General features: G+C 47.7%; 10 protein-coding genes. 6 read left to right on the forward strand and 4 right to left on the reverse strand.

Annotated elements, in window-relative coordinates; all coding sequences use genetic code 11:
- The 3 genes from AAFP11_RS24960 to AAFP11_RS24970 all read right to left on the reverse strand — a co-directional run.
- Window positions 1-1,657 (reverse strand): glycosyltransferase (locus AAFP11_RS24960; RefSeq protein ID WP_341739450.1); only part of this gene is annotated, 1,657 nt, incomplete at its 3' end.
- Window positions 1,658-1,837: 180 nt separating this feature from the next.
- The gene (locus AAFP11_RS24965) at window positions 1,838-3,052 is read right to left on the reverse strand and encodes a glycosyltransferase family 2 protein (RefSeq protein WP_341739451.1); all 1,215 of its coding nucleotides are present in this window, start codon (window positions 3,050-3,052) and stop codon (window positions 1,838-1,840) included.
- Complete coding sequence (locus AAFP11_RS24970) at window positions 3,049-3,204, reverse strand: hypothetical protein (protein WP_341739452.1); 156 nt, start codon at window positions 3,202-3,204, stop codon at window positions 3,049-3,051. The genes AAFP11_RS24965 and AAFP11_RS24970 overlap by 4 nt, the downstream gene beginning before the upstream one ends.
- Here AAFP11_RS24970 and cofH point away from each other — a divergent pair.
- Window positions 3,194-4,354, forward strand: coding sequence for a 7,8-didemethyl-8-hydroxy-5-deazariboflavin synthase subunit CofH (gene cofH / locus AAFP11_RS24975; RefSeq protein WP_341739453.1), 1,161 nt, complete (start codon window positions 3,194-3,196; stop codon window positions 4,352-4,354). The genes AAFP11_RS24970 and cofH overlap by 11 nt on opposite strands.
- Window positions 4,355-4,764: 410 nt before the next feature.
- Here cofH and hmpF read toward each other — a convergent pair whose 3' ends face one another.
- Window positions 4,765-6,507: a pilus motility taxis protein HmpF gene (gene hmpF / locus AAFP11_RS24980; protein ID WP_341739454.1), complete on the reverse strand. Its 1,743-nt coding sequence runs from the start codon at window positions 6,505-6,507 to the stop codon at window positions 4,765-4,767.
- Window positions 6,508-7,593: 1,086 nt separating this feature from the next.
- Here hmpF and AAFP11_RS24985 point away from each other — a divergent pair.
- From AAFP11_RS24985 to ltrA, 5 genes are all read left to right on the forward strand, one after another.
- A complete protein-coding gene (locus tag AAFP11_RS24985; protein ID WP_341739455.1) occupies window positions 7,594-8,799 on the forward strand; it encodes a response regulator in 1,206 nt (401 codons plus the stop codon).
- Between the two features lie 440 nt (window positions 8,800-9,239).
- A complete protein-coding gene (locus tag AAFP11_RS24990; RefSeq protein WP_341733313.1) occupies window positions 9,240-9,773 on the forward strand; it encodes a chemotaxis protein CheW in 534 nt (177 codons plus the stop codon).
- A gap of 128 nt (window positions 9,774-9,901) precedes the next feature.
- Entirely contained in the window at window positions 9,902-12,946 is a 3,045-nt protein-coding gene (locus AAFP11_RS24995) for a methyl-accepting chemotaxis protein (RefSeq protein ID WP_341739456.1), read from the forward strand.
- A 363-nt stretch (window positions 12,947-13,309) separates the two neighbouring features.
- Window positions 13,310-18,526 carry a response regulator gene (locus tag AAFP11_RS25000; RefSeq protein ID WP_341739457.1) on the forward strand — a complete coding sequence of 1,739 codons (5,217 nt, stop codon included), beginning with the start codon at window positions 13,310-13,312 and terminating at the stop codon, window positions 18,524-18,526.
- Between the two features lie 655 nt (window positions 18,527-19,181).
- A complete protein-coding gene (gene ltrA / locus AAFP11_RS25005) occupies window positions 19,182-20,639 on the forward strand; it encodes a group II intron reverse transcriptase/maturase (RefSeq protein ID WP_341739458.1) in 1,458 nt (485 codons plus the stop codon).
- Window positions 20,640-21,303: the final 664 nt, after the last annotated feature.

Genomic DNA, 21,303 nt, shown 5'->3' on the forward strand with positions numbered 1-21,303 from the left:
TCCCCCCAACAGCCCCATTCTGACTTGTTCCCCCCTTGGGGGGGGTTGGGGGGGGTTCTTCCGACTTCCCCCCAACAGCCCCATTCTGACTTGTTCCCCCCTTGGGGGGGGTTGGGGGGGGTTCTTGTTCCCTCTTCCTAATTTCCCACCCAATACCCATCAATTCCCCGATTTCCACATGAGTCTTTTGAGTAGTAGCAATCAACACCGGAACTTGTGATACTTCGCGGATAATGGGCACCAAAAGATCGGGTTTGTAATACTTCCGATAACCCAGATTGGAATTTACTGTAACACCACTCACCAAACCCATTAATAAAATTAGTAAAACAGCTTTTTTACCAGAAGTTTCCATAGATGGGTAATTAAACCATTGACTTTTTACTGTAGGTGTGTCAAAGAGAACTGCCAAGGCTGCTCCTAACAATAAAATCACCCCTGGAAAGTAAACAAAATTGTATCTAGCGCCACGAGTGAGGTCAATATCAAGAATATATTTAAAACTAAAGAATAGGAAAATTGCTCCTACTACAAACCAGCAAAAAATGATAGTACCTAAAACAGTATCCGGGTTTTTTAAAGCAGTTTTAATCGCTCCAAACACCAAGGGAAGCGCCCAGACAAAAAAGATAGTCATCCCGATCGCCGATGCAATCACTACTGCCAGATTTGACGATTCCACGGGTAACAAAGATATCACAGTAATCCATCCAGCCAAAGCTTGAAAAATTGGACTAATCCAATTCAACCAAGTGCGATCGCCGCTAACAATCCAATTAGTTAATTCACTGCCATATTTATTTGAAAAAAATATGGGAACCCATATTAATCCCCCGGCAGCCGTACCGCTAGCCACTGCCAATAATCGCCAGATATTTTTAGATTTACCGAAAGGAGAGTGATTTTTTTTAAATTCATTTTCTAGCTTAAAAAAAATAGGATATTTTTCATTATATGAGTGGGCGATTACAGCAGTTAACGCTATTGCTTCCGCACATAAAGTGAGAACAAAAAAGTAGTGACTGGCTATTCCCAAACAGTTAAACATTAACCATATTGCCACAGTCCAAAGAGGAATTAGCGCCCGTTGTTGAATGCGTTTAATACTTAAAAATAAGCAAAACAAAGAAGCAATAACTAATAAAGTTCCTAAACTGTAATGTCTAGCTTCTTGAGCTAGATAAACACCGTAGGGAGAAACTGCCATCATCGCAGCAGCACATTGACCAACTAGAGGAGAATTAAACGCAAATTTGCCCAAAAAGTAAATAGCTGGAACGGAAATTACACCCAATAAAGCTGGGAGCGATCGCCCAATCCAGACTAAACTATCGGCAGAAGGCCTAAACAAATCCATCCACCAGTGAGCCAGCATAAAATAAACCGGAGGATGATTGCTTTCTAGCAGTAAATTATGCAGCACATCGCCAGTGGTAGCAGTGGGACTCCATTGCAGTGGTTCCAGTAAACTAGAAAGAGCGATCGCCCGATCGAGCGGCACACCTCGAAAACTGTTGCCCAAACTAAAAACTAAAGTGGAAAACTCATCCGTCCACAGTGGTTTCGAGTCCAAATTAGCAAATCGCAACATCAAGGCGATCGCCATCCACAATAATACCAACAACAGTTGTTTATTCCTAATCATTAATTTAGTCATTAGTTATGAGTTATTGGTTATTGGTTATAGGCGTCGCCCTGAGCCCTTCGACTACGCTCAGGATAAACGCAGTCGTTGGGTTATTGGTTATTGGTTATTGGTTATTTTCCCAATTCCCAATTCCCAATTCCCAATTCCCAATTCCCAATTCCCAATTCCCAATTCCCAATTCCCAATTCCCTAATTAACATCCGTCACCCGCCAACTCAGCTTCATATTAATCCAGAAATTCCACAACGTAACAGCCAGGATCGCAATTAAATTAGCCAAATATTCATTCATCCCAAAAATATTAAACATCACATTCACCAGCAGCACATTCAAAATCAAACCCATCAAGCAAATCGTATTAAATTTCAACAGTCGTTTCAAGCGTTGGCGATTGCCTCGCTGCCGCCTAGAAATTTCCCCAAAAGTCCATAGATCGTTCCACAAAAAGTTACTAACAATTGCCAATTCCGCAGCCACAATCAAACTGCGAGTCAGTTCCAACTTGCAGAAATTTCGCAGCACGTACAAAACCCCCATATTCACAAACACCCCGCTGAAACCCACTAAACCAAATCGTATAAACTTGCCCATGGGCCAGCGGGCAAACCGCAACCGGAGCAAATGTCGCAAATACTCAATATACTGTTTCCAGGTAACTTTGCTCTCCCCTTCAAGGCGCTCCTGAAACACATAACCAACTTCTCCAATCCAGCGGATATCCCCTCTGCCGAGCACTTCAATCAAAATTTTGTAACCGGCGGGATTCAGCATTTTGCCCGCAATACAACTGCGGCGCACCATAAAATAGCCGCTCATGGGATCGGAAACCCTGCCCACAACCCCCGGTAGTATCACCAATCCCAAAGTCTGAGCTCCCCGCGATAAAAATCGCCGCATCATACTCCAGTCGCTGACTCCACCTTCGGCAACGTGGCGACTAGCAGCGGCCAAATCGGCTCCCCGCTTAATCTCTGCCAAAAGATTCAACAGCGTCTCTGGCGGATGTTGCAAGTCGGCATCGATTACGCCCAAAACCTCACCTCTGGCAGCTTGCCATCCCCTAATCACGGCTGTAGAAAGCCCTCGCTCGTGCTCGCGTCGCATCACGCGCAATTGCGGATAGTCGAGTGTCAGGGATAGGGCAACTTCCCAGGTGCGATCGGGGCTGTTGTCATCCACTACAATCATCTCGTAGTCACCGGCAAGGCTACCATCAAGCAATTGGCTCAGCTTTTCGACGATCTTTTTGATATTTTGGCACTCGTTGTAGGTGGGAATTATCAGGGAAAAATAAATGGGCGGTTCCCCTGTTGTCGCAGAATTTGAAGCTACAGTCGGTGCAGCCGGAATTTCCAAAGGGTTCGTCGGTACTGGCAAGAGCTGATTTACTTGATTTAAGTTCATAGTTCCTGTTTTCCGAAAGTAAAATATGTTGTGCGATGACTGTAGACTTGAGAATATGTTTCGTCTAGAGTTGGTTTGTTAAAATCTAAGAACGCCTGTAATTCTAGGTCGTGATTCTGTAACTGAGCTGGAAAATAAACTGTGGATGCCATTCTCGATCGCGCTTTACAAGGTTATAACCTCTCCACCGCAGAGGCCTTGGTACTTTTGCAGCAAACAGAACCAAATGCGCGAGCTGCGATTCAAACAACTGCTGACTTGCTGCGTCGCCGACAATCAGGAGATGTTGTCACCTATGTTATCAACCGCAATATTAATTTCACCAATATTTGCGAGCAGCATTGCAGTTTTTGTGCATTTCGCCGCAATCAGGAAGATGAGGGCGCTTTTTGGTTAGACTGGGCCCAAATCCTGGAAAAAGCTACAGACGCAGTGCAGCGGGGTGCTACAGAAATTTGTATGCAGGGGGGATTACATCTTAACGCCAAACTCAATGGCGCATCTTTGCCTTATTATCTGCAATTGGTGAAAATAATTAAAGATGAGTTCCCTCAATTACATTTGCACGCTTTTTCGCCACAAGAAATACAATTCATTGCCAGGGAAGATGGCCTGAGTTTCAGCTATGTAATTTCGGCTTTGCGAGATGCGGGAGTTGGTTCCATGCCCGGCACCGCAGCGGAAATTCTTGACGATGGAGTACGACGGATTATTTGCCCGGAAAAAACAGATACGGCAACTTGGCTGGAAATTGTGGGTACGGCTCACAGTTTGGGATTGCCAACAACCAGTACCATGCTTTGTGGCCATATTGAAACTGCCGAACAGCAGGTTTTGCATCTAGAAAAAGTGCGATCGCTCCAACAAAGTGCGATCGACCAAAACTATCCAGCTAGCATTACAGAATTTATTTTATTGCCCTTTGTCGGACAGCAAGCACCAGCACCTTTGCGGAGTCGAGTCGGCCGCGACCAACCAGTTTTAGCAGATACATTATTGCTCACCGCAGTCTCCAGAATCTTCTTAGGAAATTTGATTCCCCATCATCAACCAAGTTGGGTGAAATTAGGTTTAGATGGAGCTACAGAAGCCCTGAAATGGGGTTGCAATGACATTGGTGGCACATTGATGGAAGAGCACATCACTACCATGGCTGGTGCAGTTGGTGGTAGTTGTCAATCCGTCGAAGATTTGCAAAATGCGATTAGTTCTTTGGGGCGGAGTTATCAACAAAGAGATACAATTTATCGAACAATAGGGGTTGATCGTTTGGCAGTAACGGCACGCAGTGGCGATTTATGAAACTAGAGGAAAAAATTGTATCGATCGACCTTAATGACTATGCGTTGCCTCCGGTGGATGAAATTTTGGGAATGCTGGTTTGGATGGTGGGAGATGGGTGATTAACTGCGACAGTGTTAGTCTCTTCTGATTTCCTCCAGTCGGCGCTTGTATTCTTGCGAATTTCCCAAGTTATATCAAATCCGGTAGCATCTGAATGATTCAGATCTCTATTCTCTCCCTCTGTGTCAAGAGTGTTCTCTGCGGTTAAATCACCTGACGATGCAGCCGGAAACGATATTATACTTTGATTTATAAAATCCGAAAGATTGAACTGATTCTGATTCTTCCACCTCACTGAGTTTTTGCTGTAGGTTTCTAAATTATATCCCCAACTTCTTACAAAAGTCGGGGATATATCTACTATCTTTTTACCCACTAATCAAACCCGAAATCACCTGTTGTAACTGAGAAATCGTCTGATCTTGTTGTTCTCCAGTTTGCTCAAGGCGATCGAGTTCCCCCCCCACAGCTTCCAACTTTTGACGCAGCCCACTCAAATTATCCTGAACCGGCTGCAACATTTCTTGATAAACATTCACCCTGCCCCAGAGTTCCGCCACAGCACTTTTCTGGTTAAACAAATTCTGCTCCAACTGTTTAATTTCCTGGCGTTGACCCTCCAGTTCCCCAGTTTTGCGGTTAACATTGCCATCATTTTGAGCTATGGCTTGTCGTAACTGCTGAATTTCCTGCTCCAGTTTCTGCAAATCTTGCTGCTGCTGCTGGCGCTGACTTTCCAATTGTGCGATGACCGGCCCCAAATCAATCTGTCCCTCTCGCGATGCTGGATTAGCAGTACCCAAGCGTTTCCAAAGCACCGCCTGATGTTGCTTCAAAATACTCTCCCGTTCCTGCAAGCGCAGTCGTTGTCCCACGAGAGTTTCATTCAACATCTGATAACTTTCGAGTTCATCGGCCATTTCATTAGACATCTCCATGCGATCGTACTCGTTAGCAGCTTGAATTTTCGCTTGCAATTCCTCGATAGTTTGCTGCTGGAGAGTCAACTCCTCCTCTTGATCGTTAACAAACCGAAACACCTTTTCCAAATCCTGTTGCAAGTTTTGAACTAGCCCCTGCAACTCATCTATCGACATTTTCTCCAGAGCTTGCACATCTACTTGCTGCTCTGTAGCCACAGGCCCAAAACCTTGAGCCATACCGGAAACTTGTCTCGTTAGAGCCTCCAGAGCCCTCACCTGGGCAGAAAACAACTGAAACTGTTCTTCCTTCGCACTCAACGTACTTTGCAGGCCCTTGCTCTCCACCTTGGCTTGCGTCACAGCATCCACAGCTTGATACCACTCTTCCCAGCGGTGTTGGATATGGGGAAGTTGGCGATCGACCTCTGCTTGCTGCTGCTGAGCATTGGCCCGTTGTTGCTCCAACTGCTGCCAGTGTAGATCCAAAATTGCCTGTTGAGCCCCCACGACCCCAAAAGACTGATTCAATTGTTCCCGCACCCCTTGAGCCGAAGCAATCGCCCCCGAAAGCTTGTTCATTAACTCCTGAATTCTACGGGCCTGTTTCTCATCTACCACCGCCCCTTGCTGAACCTGAGACTGCTGCTGCTCCACCCGCTGCTGCTCGCCCCGCAACTGTTCCCAAGCCATCTCCATTTCCGCACGAGAGCGATCGACTTCTTCCCGCAATCGATGAGCTTCATCGCGAGTATTTTCAATTTCCGAGCGCTGCGCCTCCAGCCGCTCCAACTCATCCACCATGTGAGCCAACTGCTCTTCGCGGGCTTGCATTTCCATTTCACGGCGATTTAGTTCCTGACTCGAAAAAGTCAGAGAAGCCTTCCACTGTTCAATTTCCTCTTCCTTATCCTTAAACTTATCCTGCAAGCGCGAGAAATTTTGGAGAATACTCACCAATTGGCGCGCAGCTTCCTGAATTCGCTGCACCTGCTTACTAGCGCTTAACTCAACCAGCACCAGGGTGCCGTCGTTAAACTTATTAGCTTCCTCCACTGGAATCACATCATCCCCAGGTACAGCGATCCAATTATGTTCGCCCCGCTGACAAGCTAGCAGTTTTAGTTCAGCCTTACCGCCACCGAGACCAAAGCCGCTTCTCTGTTTTTGTACTTCTGCTAGATACAGCACGCTGATAGTCCTCTCTTTGGTGTCGTTTGCGCAATTTGTCGATAGCAGTATCCGTTCTGTGAAAGCCGATCGCATCTACTCTCAGCAGACTCAATCTTCACTTCCTGCTTCACCCTGGGGAGTCGGCTCCTTCCAGTCCACAGGCGTAATTTCGGGCTAAACTCTCCCTAATCTCATGTAGTAATCTCTAAAGATTAACCGCTTCTAAAAACCTACAGAAATCTGTAAATCAAACTTAGCGGTCTATGTTTTGCCTAGAGCAAGTGCTATATGCTTCCTGATTGCTCAGGTTTGCCTACTCTTCCCAGTTAGAGACTGCCTTGATTAGCAGAGGACTTGAAATATTTGGTTTTTTGACGATCACTTTGTGCCAAGTGTTTTCTGTGGTTTTCACACCCAGTAAGCTTTAGCAACCCGCACTAATCAAGCGTTTGCCCAGTTTATCACAATTATTGTTGGTTTTTGTCAAATTCTGATAAAACCTAGACAAACCTATGTATTTTGACAACTGCCTAAAACCCTTCCCAACTTTAGCAGCAAGCGACAGCAATGCTCGACTTGGAGCGTCAATCAAGCCTTATCTACGACTTTCTCAACTTCTCCTAGGCACAATCAATGCCACTTTCTTAAAAAGAATAGCAAAACTGCGGAGACTGCCATCACCAAAAGTTAAAAAATTTAACAGCCGGTATTAGCCCTCTATGTTTGGCTCTACTCCTTTTGACAAAAAATCTGGTCGAGAGAGTTGCCAGGTGAGTATTTCAAAGTAGATTTAGTTACATTCCTAAATTTACCTGGTTAAATGTATCTATTCAATTAGGTTCTAGGTTCTGCTGAATGAGAGAGGGAGTATGTCACAATAGGGTAACGCCTTAGCCTGTTTCCTCCCAAGGGGCGAGCAAACAGAGATTCACCACCAACACCCTACAGCTAAACTAATGCTGGGGTGAATGGTTTTTTGAAGATTGGTCACAAAATAGTTTGTTGTCGATGGAAATCTAGATGGGAAAAAAAATTGAGTTCCCGCCACCAAATAGCATTTTTGAACTCAGACGCCAACGGTTTTAAGGAGAAAATTTTAGCTCCATGCAGGGAAATTTGAGTGAAATAGACATCCGCAGCATCCTGCAACTGATTGAGTTAGGTCAGCGAACCGGAGAACTGTTCGTAGAGACCTACAGCTCCTCCATAGGTGCCAGCACGGGTACTCACCCAACCCCGCGCTCCCCAGCCGGACAATCCTGGTATGTCTTCTGCTTCAACGGTCAGATTATTTACGCTACCCAGAGTGCGGGAAGTTTGTTTCGCCTGCGGGACTACCTGCGCCGCTACAAAGCAGAAAAGGCCCTAGACAAAATCGAAGTTCCCTATATGGCTTCTACCAATGCTCCAGAATATGGCTACCTGTGGGCGCTGCTAGAACAACACATCCTCACCCCAGCTCAAGGGCGCAACATTATCCACAGCATGATCCACGAAACCCTATTTGACTTGCTCAGTCTCCATCAGGGTTCCTTTACCTTTGAAATGGGTTCTGCCTTAGCTCCTCAATTAACCAGCTTAGAAATTAGCTCCTTGCTGGCGAAAATTGTCAAACAGGTGCAGCAGTGGAAACAGTTTCACCCTCACATTCAGTCGCCCAACCAATGTCCGGTGATTTCAGACCCCACCGAGTTGCAAGTCGCCCTACCTGTCAATACTTTTAATACTCTCAAACGCTGGGCTGACGGCCGCACTTCTATCCGCCAAATGGCGCGCTACCTCAACCGGGATGTGTTGACTGTGGCTAAGGCAATTTATCCCTTCGTCCAGCAGGGATTGGTGCAGGTATTTTTTGAGTCTATTAGCCCAGCTAACAACAAAAAAGAATGGTCTTCCCCCAAAACCAAAGTTCCCATAGTTGTCTGTATTGACGATGACAATGTGATTCGCAAGACCGTAGAGTCGATTTTGAATGAACATGGCTACCAAGCAACGGGCATCAGTAGTCCCCTCACAGCCCTGAGTTTAGTGTTTCAACTCAAACCCGATTTAATTTTGTGCGACATTGCCATGCCGGAACTAGACGGTCACGAAATTTGCGCTATGCTACGTAGTTCTAGTGCTTTCCGACAGACACCCATCGTGATGTTAACGGGTATTGACGGATTTATCGATCGGGTTCAAGCTCGGATGGCGGGAGCTACTGAATACATCACCAAACCTTTTGGTGAAAACGAGTTATTAATGCTGGTAGAAAAATATGTGGGTCCTGGTTACCCAGAGGCGACAGTGGAGCTAGTACCTAGCTAGCTATTAAATAGACAAGGTGGTACACTTATAGACAAATCTACGACCATTTTGTTCAAACCCTGCGCGATTCCCAAAAAAGCTTGGATTATCAGTAAAGACACTCGCTTTCGCAGGCTCATTTATTAAACAAATAATAGATAATCGCCAAAAAATCCTGTCGTGCTACTCTGGATAATTTATCGACTCAAGTGGGCCACACAGGCTCAAAGTACAAATATAATATACTTGTTTCTTCACAAAAAGCCTTCTCTGATTGACCAAAACCGCGAGACCTCAGAGCTAATGTAGTTCATGGCGTCCGCGCTTCTCTTGCCAAACACATCCAGCAGTCACGCCATTTACGCCTTGGTTATGTCAAGCTTGGCTATGTCAAGTTTCGATGGGACAAGCTTGGCGGGAACCCTCAATAATTTGCTAAAAAAGCAGGTGTCAGAAAAATGATTAGTGGCGGCCCAGACTTCATATTACCAGGACTAGGTATAGATCATGCTCCCGAATTCCAAGAACTAGAAACTCCCGAAGGCGAGCTGCACCTGCGGTTTTATGTACCTTCGGGCAATGAGTTCGCGCTGCCAGCGACAGGGATTAGAGAGGTACTATCCCCCTCCCCAGACCGCATGACACCAATTCCTAACGTTTCTTCCTTGCTTTTAGGTACGCTAAACATGAGAGGGCGTGTCATTTGGGTGGCAGACTTGGGCCAATTTCTGGGAGACCAAACACCTCTGAATACCGACAGACAGGAAATTCCGATCGTAGCTGTAGAAGACCAAGATACGATTTTGGGATTAGCAGTCGATCGAATTGTGGGCATGGACTGGCTCGATGTCGAGCAACTGCACTCGCAGAACAATGCACCAGATGGCATGATGCCATTTCTCAGAGGAGAATGGATGTTAGGCGAACCAGGTCAGAAAGTGCTACGACTGCTAGATCAAGTGAAAATTCTGCGCTCGGCGCGGTGGGCAGCGTGAAATCAATTTTAGATTGGCGATTTTCGATTGAGTCTAATCACAAACAGTCACAGCGCCGCGTATCTAACATTCAAGATAAAAATCTAAAATCTAAAATCTAAAATCTAAAATCCAACATGGGGCGGCAAATGGCAACAAGTACCAACTTTCAGCAGGACTACCAACGAGCCGAAGCGGCATACATGGAAGGCGACTATCCAGAAGCCGCCGCTCTAGTTTGTCAATTAGTAGCAGATTTTCCCGAAGACCCTAGCGCTCGTCTGCTGTGCGGACACATATATTGTTACGGCCTAGAAGACTACGAAGTGGCACGGGAACAGTACGCAGTAGTGCTGGATTTGAGCGACGACCAAAGCTTGGTTGAACACGCTCATAACGGGATTAATTACACAGACCAATTTTTACCCGGAGAATTGCCATCAGAAAATTTTGATGCCGAAACGGAATTGGAATTCTACCCAGATAAATCTCTGGATGTAGGTTTAGAAAACCCCAATTTTGAACTTTTCTCAGGAGATGCCGGTGGCATGGACTGGGAGAACCCATCCCCGAATGGTATGGAAAATGAAGACCTAGCAGACTTGGGAATGAGTGCCTTGGGATGGGAACCAAAAGACGACAATGAAATCGGTGCTGCCGATTTAACCATGGCCTCTAACCCCTTTATGAGCGATTCTGGTGGGATGGCTGCTTACGCTGAGGCGACAGGTCCACTAGACGAGGAATTTGCGAGTTCAGACTTTGGAGATGCTTTTGCCTTAGAAGAGCACGAAGGATTAGATGATGCCTTTGAAGACAGCAAAGTGTCTGGCAAATCAGTTCCTTACGAGCCAGATTCGTTTTCAGAAGCTCCGACTCAGATTCTCAATGGTAGGGGCTTTGCTGCTCCCGAAGTTGACAATGACATCGACTTGAACCCAGTAAACTATCCCACGAGCCCATCCCACAATTTTGACGAATCTTTTGTACCCCGCTCCTTACCAGATGAATTTGACCTGGACGATGATTTGGATGACTTCTCTTCCTCACCCCCGATCGGTCAAAATCATAACTACGATATAGAAGATGCAGACCCCTTCGCCCAGGAACTCCCAGGGGAATTTGGAGTGCCCCAAACCAATGGGGAATACTCGTCAAATTATGCCCTGGCTGAAGATGAAACTTTGTTGATGGGCGGTGCTGTTCCCAACTCTCAAAGTCCCAGGGGGAGGCGGGGAGGTTTGAATTCGAGCGATGGAACTTCCCAAAGTAATGGTTACGGCGATTCTTCGAGTGTAGCATTCGGCTCCAGGGATAGTTTTGAGTTAGACGCTTTTGATGACGATGCTTTTAATGACTCTTTCTCTCTCGACACTTCCGAACAATTGACTTCTTTCGGAGCTGGGGGAGCGGCCAGCAGCGATTGGTCATCAAAAGCTGGTAATTCTCCAGAACATAGCGATTTTTTGGATGAATTTGATGCTTTTGATGATTTGGGCAATTTGCCAGATTTTGATATTTCTGAAGATGTCAATAGTTCGATTCTGACTAGGGGTAGCACTCATTTTGGCAGCTCGAATAGCGGCATGATGGGGACTACCAGCAGCAGTCTAGATTTCGATAATACCGATGGCTCGGCTATTCGGGATGATGAGATATTTAGCATGAGTGGTCCGGCCGATACATCGGCGCAAACTTTTACGGTGACGGAAACAGAGCCTATTGATGCTGCTGTCACTGTGGAACAGGGTGGTCTGGCTTTCTTAGAAAATGCCCCTTTGGCTGCCAAGCATTTTTACACAGCAGTCGGGGCCGGACTGGTTTCTCTGGTAGCTGTGGCTTTTGTCACCAACATTGCTTCTTACCAAGCGTTGCGGCAGGATAAGCCAGAGGCGATCGTCTATCTGCGCCAAACAGGCTGGGTAATGACCGCAGCAGCAGGTGTTACCAGCTTTTTAACTTCTTGGGGTATCGGTCAGTTAATCGCCAAGCAGGTACGGAATTCTTCGGACAATTTGCAAGCTCAATTTGATGCTGTCTCTCAAGGCAATTTGAATGCTCGTGCCACAATTTATTCTGAAGATGAATTTGGCAAAATGGCTGCTAAATTCAACCACATGGCGAAGGCCATCCAAACGACTATTAGCGATACCAGACGCAAATCCGACGAGCAGGAACAGGCAAAGGAAGACTTGCAGCGCCAAGTGATTCGCTTGCTAGACGACGTGGAAGGTGCTGCTCGTGGTGATTTGACCGTGACGGCGGAGGTGACGGCCGATGTATTGGGGGCTGTGGCTGACTCGTTCAACTTGACGATTCAAAATCTCCGAGAAATCGTCCACCAGGTGAAGCAGGCCGCTAGGGAGGTCAGCCAAGGCGCTACTGATAGTGCCAAGTTTGCGGGGGATTTGTCTTCCGATGCTCTGCGACAAGCTGAGGAACTGGCGGCAACCCTGAATTCGGTGCAGGTGCTGACGGACGCAATTCAGCGGGTTGCTGAGAGTGCTAGAGAGGCTGAAGAAGTAGCACGGGGCGCTGCCGCCACCGCTCTTAAAGGCGGCGAGGCTGTGGATCGCACGGTGGCTGGGATTTTAGATATCCGAGAAACAGTAGCAGAAACAACCAGAAAAGTCAAGAGGTTGGCAGAAGCTTCTCAAGAAATTTCTAAGATTGTGGCTTTAATTGCGACGATCGCCTCCCGGACTAATTTGTTGGCTCTTAACGCTAGTATTGAAGCAGCAAGAGCAGGGGAAGCAGGCAGGGGTTTTGCGATCGTGGCAGATGAGGTGCGGCAGTTGGCGGACCGATCGGCTAAGTCTCTCAAAGAAATTGAACAGATTGTGATGCAAATTCAAAGTGAGACTGGGGCAGTGATGACAGCGATGGAAGAAGGGACGCAACAGGTGATTGAGGGGACAAAATTGGCAGAACAGGCTAAGCGATCGCTCGACGATATTATCCAAGTAACTAATCGAATTGACGTGTTGGTGCGATCGATTACTGCCGATACTGTGGAGCAGAACGAGACGGCTCGATCGGTACGGGCAGTTATGCAGGCTGTGGAGTTGACCGCTCAGGAAACCTCCCAGGAAGCACAGCGAGTTTCCGGTGCTTTACAAAACTTGGTAGGGGTTGCTCGCGACCTTTTGACCTCGGTGGAAAGATTCCGAGTAGAAACAGTAGACCGACAATAATTAATTGTCTAATGCTTGTTTTGCTTAGTGAATTACCAGCAGATTAGTGCCGAAATGATGGCATAAAAAAAGCAACCTCGCAGTCTTGAAATGTCTGCGGGGATGCCAAATCAGCACTTAAATAAACTAGGAGTTGCCCAGATGGACGATGACATAGTAGATGTATTTTCTGAAATTTTGAGCGAAGTTGAGCCAAGGGGCTGTAGGGTCGGCGAACTATCAAAAATAGTGGAGGATATGCCCAGATAAAACTTCCGAGCGAGAATGAAATCAAGATGTTAAAAGTCCACGGATTAGTATTAGAAAAAAGATATTCTCTCCAACAAATAGCAGAGAAATAAATTAGAAAAAAGGAATAAAACTATGCAAGCAGAGCAACAACAAAGAATCATGGGCTATTTTATTGAGGAAGCAAAGGACCATCTCAATACGATCGAACAGGGGTTGCTGAACCTTCAAGCAACGATCGAAGACCCAGAATTGGTGAACGAAGTATTCAGAGCAGCCCACTCAGTGAAAGGGGGAGCAGCAATGCTGGGGCTGACGAGCATTCAGCAGACAGCCCACAGGCTGGAGGATAGTTTCAAAATCCTTAAGGAATGCAGCGTGAAGGTAGACCAGCAGCTAGAGTCTTTGTTTTTGCGAATATTTGATACCTTGCAGGGACTATTGGAACAACTCTCTGGACCCTTTGGACTCACAGAAGAACTAGGAGAGCAGATGGTGAGGGACTTGGAGCCGGTGTTCCAGGAGCTGAATGGTCATTTGGGGGGGCTGGTGGGATATAGGGTTGGTGATGGCGAAGAAAGCAGCCCTTTTTTGCCAGTCAGCATGATGGGGATGATGGGGGCTATGGCTTCGAGTGGGGCGGTGGTGGAATCCCGCGGGACTGGGGGCTGGGGAGGAGAGGTGTCGTTCGGTTCTGTGCGGATGGTTTTTGAGTCGGATGTGCCGGCGCGGATGCGGGAGATGCTTCAGGAGTTTAAGCAGTCGGAGACAAACCAAAGCAAAAATCGGCTGAAAAACATTTGTGGGAGTCTCCGGTTGGCGGGGGAGGAGTTTGGTTTGGGTTGTTGGATAGGGTTGATCGAGGTGGTGGAAAGGGCGATCGCTAATCCAGAAAATTCCTACCGTACTTTGGCTCCGATCGCCATTAAGGATATCAAACAGGCTCAGGAATTGGTGCTCGCCGGGATGGAATCCTCCATTGTCGTGGGCGCGAGGCTGAGGGAGTTGGCTCTAGTGGCAGATTCCGAAACAGATTTTGAGGACCTATTAGCCTTTGCTCAGCCGGGAAGGGTAAATTCCAGACTCGGCACTGAGGAAGATAAAGCCTGGAATTTGGTTGAAGATGGCGATGGCGGAGAGCAAATGATGTTACCGACCATTTCTGGCTTGAGTATAGATGAGTTGTTTGACAAGCTTGATAGTGGGGATACCAATGACTATGGTGGGGGTCGATCGCCTCAGTTTGGTGACTCGCCTGGATTTGGAGATGGCGAATTGGAATCGGGTAGTTGGAGGGTTTCTGCTCGCACCGGACCTGAAGTGGGGGCAGCGGAATTGAATACCTTGGCTGATTTGTTCGATGGGGAAAGTCCCGACCTTGATGGCGGTTGGGAAGGGGAGGATGAGCTAGAGGAAACTACAATTTCTGGGTTTCCCACCAGGGGGTTGCTGCAACCGGATGATGGGGATAGTTCGGCGGATTTCACGGATTTGCTGCTGGATGACTACCCTACGGTTGTTTCTGATGTGGGCTCTGTTGGCGCTGTGGGAGACTTGACGAGTCTGTTTGGCTCGGACTTGCTTTCTGGGGAGTCGGGGGAATTCGATGGTGCCCAGGGTCTCGAAGATGGGTATGGGATGCTGGCACGGGGTGCTGTGCCACTGGTGGATGGGCGATCGGGAGGCGGTTTGGCGGGGTCTCAGGAGTCCGATGACCCCTTGGGTAAGCTGTTGGATGAGGTGGCTGCTAGGGCGGCGTTGGTGGATGATGTTGGTTTCGATAATGGGTTATCGAGACAGTTGGAGATATCGGAGAGTTCCGAGCTCTCGTCGGGGGATATTTTTGAGGATTTGGCTGGCTGGGATGAAGGTGATGGGGGGGTTTCTTTGTCGGCGATCGCCCCCCAAGACCAGAGTCAGGAACTGGCAGAGGTGTCATCGCTGCTGAAAGTAGCAGATTCTGGGGCTGAGGCGGATGTGGATTTGGATTTGAGTGAATTGCTCTTAATTACTTCGGATTTCTTGTCCTCGGAAGGTGACAGCACGGAACGGAAGGATGATGGGGATTTGGCTGGTCTGGAGGCACGCAACCAGGAAGTTGACAGTTTATTTAATATGACACCAGATGCGGATTTGGATATTTCTGACGATGAAAATTGGCTGGAAAATGCTTTGGCTCAGGAGGAATTGGCTTCTCTGGGGGATGGCTCGGAGTCGGATCTAGATTTGGATGCTCTGTTTGGGGGTGTGTCGGAGTCGGGGATGGGGCTGGAGGTCGGGATGGAGCCCATTGGTGTGGGTGGGGCTCTTTTGAGGTCTCAGGAGGCAGCGGATTTGGTGGAGTTGTTTGACTCGGTGCCGACGGGAATTGACCATGAGGATGAAGGTTTGGAGGATATTAACACGGCGCAGTGGCTGAGTTTTGAGGATGTTGCGGAATCTCCTGATGTGGAGTTGTCTCTGTCGGGGCGCAATATGGGGGGCGCGATCGATAGTCTGGCGGTTAATTTGCCAGAAGGTGAGTTGGAGCCTGGGTCAGTCAAAGTCAGTCGCGGGGATAGTCCCATGAATCGGAATTTTGACGATGAGAATACTTTTGATTTGCTAGAGGATATGTTTGGGGAGGGCATGGATGTCTCCGCTTCGGAAGCCGCTGCTCTGTCGTCTGGGGAGTTGGGGGCATCTGTGTCTGTGGTTGCGGATGATTCTTTGGAGGAAAATGGGGCGGATTTGTTTGAGGGTCTGTCGGCTATGACTGGTGATGATGGGGATGATTTGTTTGAGGTGCTTTCTCGGTCGGTTTCTAGTGGTGATTTGGGGGTGATGTCGTCGCAGTTGTCCGATGGGGGTTTTGGGGGAGAGATTGGTTTGTTGGCGGCGCTGGAGACTGGTGCGACTCTCGATAGTGCTGATTTGGATGGTTTTGATGATTTGTTGGATTCGATCGATGCTGGTGCTTTGGTAACATCTGAGCTGACGTCTGGTTTTTGGGATACGGAGGAATCGCCGGGGACGGATGCTTCTGAGTTGGATGGTTCTTCGCTGTCGGGCTTTTTTGGGGGTAATGATGGGGTTGCTGGGGATGGGGAGGAGAGTTTTGATGATTTGGAGTCTCTGTTGAGTCTGGAGGGTACGGAGGCTGTAATGGCTGTTGTGCCGATCGCTGGTCAAACTCCTGTGAGTACGGAGGTTTTCTCTGACTTGGAGGAGATGTTGAGCGAGAGCAAGACTGTGCCGGAGATTTATGGGCGATCGACTCTTGGTCTGGCGAGAGGTTCCTCCCAGCAGGGGCGGGATGACTTTAGCGATTTGGAAGCTCTGCTGGATGAACCCAAGGAGGGGGTGCGTCAGGGTGAGGCGGGCATGAGTTCGCGTCCGGGGGGGATTCGACCCAAGGGGCCGCGTCAGGGGTTTGGCGACCAAACTATGCGGGTGCCGGTGAAGCAACTGGATAACCTCAGTAACTTGATGGGGGAACTGGTGGTGAATCGGAATAGTTTGGAGCAGGACCAGGAACGGATGCGGCAGTTTTTGGATAATTTGCTGCATCAGGTGACTTTATTGAGTGATGTCAGCCAACGGACTCAGGATTTTTATGAGCGGAGTTTGCTAGAAATTGCGCTGTTGGCGAATCGGCAGGGCCATCGCTCGGCTTGGCGATCGGAGGATTCTGCTCATCAGCGGGAGGGAGCTTGGAAGCCGGAGGAAATGGATCGGTTTACTCCTTTCCACAGTTTGGCTCAGGAGATTATTGAGTTAATCGTGCGGGTGCGGGAGTCGGCGGCGGATATTGAGTTTTTGGTGGATGAAGCGGATCAGGTGACTCGTCAGTTGCGACAGGTGACTACTCAGTTGCAGGAAGGATTGACTAAGGCTCGGATGAAGCCCTTTGCGGAGACGACCGATCGCTTATTCCGTGCTGTGCGGGAGGTTGGGATTAAATGCGGGAAGCAGGCTCAGTTGCAGGTGGAAGGAAAGGAGATTTTGATTGACAAGATGATTGTGGATCAGCTCTATGACCCCATGACTCACTTGGTGAATAATGCCATTACCCATGGCATTGAGTCGCCAGAGGTGCGGTTGGCTGCTGGGAAACCGGCGATGGGAAGGATTACGATTCGGGCTTTTCATCAAGGAAATCAAACCGTAATTTCGGTGTCTGATGATGGGGCTGGTATTGACGCTCAGAGGGTGAAGGCTAAGGCGATTAAGCAAGGTTTGTTGACGGCGGCTCAGGCTCAGAGAATGACTCGCTCGGAGGTTTATGAGTTGTTGTTTAGACCTGGTTTTAGCACTCAGGAACAGGCTACGGAGTTTGCTGGCCGTGGGGTGGGGATGGATGTGGTTTTGACTTCTTTGCAGGAGATTCGGGGGACTGTGGGGATTGATTCTACCCTTGGTAAGGGGACTGTGTTTACGATTCGGTTGCCTTTGGTGTTGAGTATTTCTAAGGCTTTGTGTTGCATTAGCGATCGAGCTCGGATTGCGTTTCCTATGGATGGGGTTGAGGATATGATTGATGTTCCTCGCGATCAGGTGACGAGGGGGGCTGATGGGCTTCCTTGCATTGAGTGGCGTGGTTCGATTTTGCCTTTCCGTCCGCTGCGAGATTTGTTGGCTTATCATCGCCATTTGGGCCGTGGCAGTGTTTATGGCTTTAATACTGACGATGACATGATTTCGGTGATTGTGTTGCGCTCTGCTGGCAATTTCTTGGCTGTGCAGGTGGATCAGGTTTCTACTGAACAGGAAATTGTGATTAAGCAGTTGGAGGGGCCTGTTCCCAAGCCGGTGGGGATTGCTGGGGCTACTGTGTTGGGGGATGGTCGGATTGTGGCGATCGCTGATGTTCTGGAGTTGATTGATTTGGCTACTGGCAGGCTGCGGAAGGATGCTGGTGGTACTTTGTGGGATGGGGGCGATCGGGTTCCTGTTGAGCCGGTGGAGGAGAAGGCTGAGCCGACGGTGTTGATTGTGGATGACTCGATTACGGTGCGATCGCTCCTTTCGATTACTTTCGAGAAGTCTGGCTATCGTGTGGAAGAGGCGCGGGATGGCAAGGAAGCTTGGGAGAAGATGAAGTCTGGTTTGCCTTGCGATATTGTGTTCTGCGATATTGAAATGCCCCGAATGGATGGTTTGGAGCTGCTTTCTCGGATGCAGAAGGATTCGGTTTTGTGTGAGTTGCCGATCGCGATGTTGACTTCCCGTGGTGCTGACAGACACCGCCAAATGGCTTACGGTTTGGGTGCGAAAGGTTATTTCACTAAGCCTTATTTGGAGGAGCAATTGCTAGATGCTGCTTCTCGGATGCTGAAGGGTGAGGTTGTTGGTGCTCCGGCTGTTGTTTAATATCAATTCCGGTGTGCGATTCGTTTAACCTAGCGCGACCTGATAAGGTTGTTTAGTATGGGAAGCTCACTTCCCTAGCGGATTCACACCCGCTACTCCCACGTAAAAGACTTCATTTGAAGTCCGGTCGCGCCCCAAGTAAGCAATGAACGGGATGGAATGCAGACCACGAAAGTAACTGAAACTGCTAGCCTAAAGCGGTAAGCGTGCAAGGGGGAATCCTCCAATGGTGAACGCAAGTAAACTATCATTTTAAACTGCGTTATACGAAAAGGAGCCAAATCAGGCTGACAGGCTCTGACCAAAAGGTAAGTGGATAGGATTTATAGTTTTGGTTTCTATAAATCGTGTGAACACGCATCTCCACCGCAGAATAGATAGCACCTAAAGGGGGATAGAAAACTAAACGACACAACAGGGTAAGCCCCACAGAGTCTAAGAGAGGTCGAATACTCTTAGTAAGTCTAAGGTAACAAGGACAGAACACTCTGTCGGGTAAAGGATGGAAGAACAAGCAAACGCCAGCCTGTAATGGGATGGATAGAGGGTGGAACATCACCTCTGACCGAAAGGAAAGCAGACTTCTTCTGGGTCTTATACGAGAGAAACTCTCACAAAGGAATCAAATCTGAGGACAAGTTAGATGGTGTCAGCAATGACAACAAACGGACTAAAGAAAAGGCTAGAGAACTGGAACCAGGTCAACTGGAGAAAAATTAACAAAGCCATTAGAAACCTGCGTCAAAGAATCTTTCGTGCGAGAAGGCTTGGTAACTTCCGTAAGCTAAGAAGCTTGCAGAAGCTGATGCTTCGTAGCTACGCCAATCTACTACTGTCAGTTCGACGTATCACTCAAACCAACCAAGGTAAAGCAACGGCTGGCATTGACAAAGAAATCGTCAATACCCCAAAGCAAAGGGTGATTCTGGTAAATAATTGGGAAGGGGGAAACCTCAAACCAACACGAAGGGTAGAAATACCCAAGCCTAACGGCAAAAAACGACCGCTCGGAATCCCGACCGTGCGTGACAGAATCGAACAGACAATAGTAAAGAACTCACTCGAACCCGAATGGGAAGCCATATTTGAGCAAAATTCCTATGGTTTCCGCCCGGGAAGAAGCTGCCTTGATGCAATAGAACAAGGTTTCAATCTGCTATCAAGATGGCACAACTGGGTTCTGGAGGCTGATATCAAAGGCTTCTTTGACAACATCGCCCATGAATCTATCCTGAACATGATGGGCAATTTCCCAAAAAGAGAACTCATCAAAGGATGGTTAAAAGCAGGTTTTGTATACCAAGGGAATCTGAATCAAACCGAACAAGGGACACCACAAGGCGGGGTGATTTCACCTCTATTAGCCAATATTGGTTTGCATGGCTTAGAACATTATATCAAAGCCACTAATCCTAAGCTTGGTGTGGTGCGTTACGCCGATGATTTCATCGTAACGGCTAGAGACAAAGAAAATCTCACAGTCGCACAAAACCTGATTAAAGCATGGTTGTCTGAACGAGGTCTTGAATTCAGTTCTGAGAAGACGATAATCACGTCAATGGAAGATGGCTTTGATTTTCTAGGGTTTAATTCTCGACACTACGATGGAAAACTTTTAATCAAACCTTCCAAAAAGAAGGTTCTTGCCTTCTGCAAAAGGATTGGTGAAGAGGTTAAGAGCCTGAATGGTGCAGAACAGGAAGTCCTCATCAAAAAGCTGAATCCTATTCTCCGGGGTTTTGCGAACTACTATAAAGGTGTAGTAAGCAAAGAAACCTTCGGCTATATCTCACACCGAGTATGGCAATACCTTTGGCGTTGGGCAAAGCGTAGACACCCCAACAAAGGCACTAAATGGGTAAGAAAGCGCTACTTCAAAACCATTAAAGGCAATAAATGGATGTTCGCCTGCACCACAAGCGACCGCCGAGGGAAGGATAAAGAACTTGTCCTTTACCAGATAGCATATACAGCCATTGAACGCCATATAAAGGTCAAGGGTGACGCAAGTCCCGATGACCCCTCACTAAAAGAATACTGGGAAAAGCGCCACCAGAAGCATGGTAAATCTCTCTCTTCTCTTCCTTCGCGTCCTTCGCGCCTTCGTGGTTAAATCATTCCGATACAACCGGAATTGATATGAGGCATTAAGTCAAGTCCCAGTCCGCAGGTGCAGCGGTAAAAGCATATCCCCTATTGTGTTGGGTAGCAACTAACAGGATAAAGCGGGGATAAAAGGCAGAAAGACTCTTAGCCGAATGGGGTAGCTGTCGAGCAAGAACATATGCGTAGCGAAAGCAAAAATGTGTTTGAACCACCGTTATGATAGATGGTCAAATGGCTGTTAGACCAAGCCAAAAGGCAAGGATAGGGCATAAGCAATTATCGGATTGACTTATCTGCACTGCCCAAAAACCCGGTGGAAAGCATTACGCTGTCATGTTCAACCAATGTGTAATCGGAACGAAGTAAAGCACTCACAGCCCTTAAATAATTAAGTAGGTTGCTAGCCGTAAGCTGTGAGTGTGTGGGATGGTTGCAGAAGCCAAAGCTCTACTGTAATAGCAGAGATATGCTGACAGCGCCAGGTGGTGTAAAAGATAGAGACTAATTAGGGCTTGCTGAATAATCGATCGCAAATCAAGAATAAGAGCGATCGATATCTGAAAGCTCGGTTAAAGATAAGTTTTTTATGTATTTATACTCCCAAGTATAATTGTAGATTATCTTCAACCTAAAAACAGGTGTTCTTTTTCCAAATAGATATAAAAACACAC

It is taken from the genome of Microcoleus sp. CAWBG640, from assembly GCF_020883015.1.
GTDB classification, from domain to species: domain Bacteria; phylum Cyanobacteriota; class Cyanobacteriia; order Cyanobacteriales; family Microcoleaceae; genus Microcoleus; species Microcoleus anatoxicus.

Excerpts from the sequence above, each read along its gene's own strand:
- AAFP11_RS24965 (WP_341739451.1), bottom strand. The coding sequence starts at position 3,052 with ATGAACTTAAATCAAGTAAATCAGCTCTTGCCAGTACCGACGAACCCT.
- AAFP11_RS24970 (WP_341739452.1), bottom strand. The coding sequence starts at position 3,204 with ATGGCATCCACAGTTTATTTTCCAGCTCAGTTACAGAATCACGACCTA.
- AAFP11_RS24985 (WP_341739455.1), top strand. The coding sequence starts at position 7,594 with ATGCAGGGAAATTTGAGTGAAATAGACATCCGCAGCATCCTGCAACTG.
- AAFP11_RS24995 (WP_341739456.1), top strand. The coding sequence starts at position 9,902 with ATGGCAACAAGTACCAACTTTCAGCAGGACTACCAACGAGCCGAAGCG.
- AAFP11_RS25000 (WP_341739457.1), top strand. The coding sequence starts at position 13,310 with ATGCAAGCAGAGCAACAACAAAGAATCATGGGCTATTTTATTGAGGAA.
- ltrA (WP_341739458.1), top strand. The coding sequence starts at position 19,182 with ATGACAACAAACGGACTAAAGAAAAGGCTAGAGAACTGGAACCAGGTC.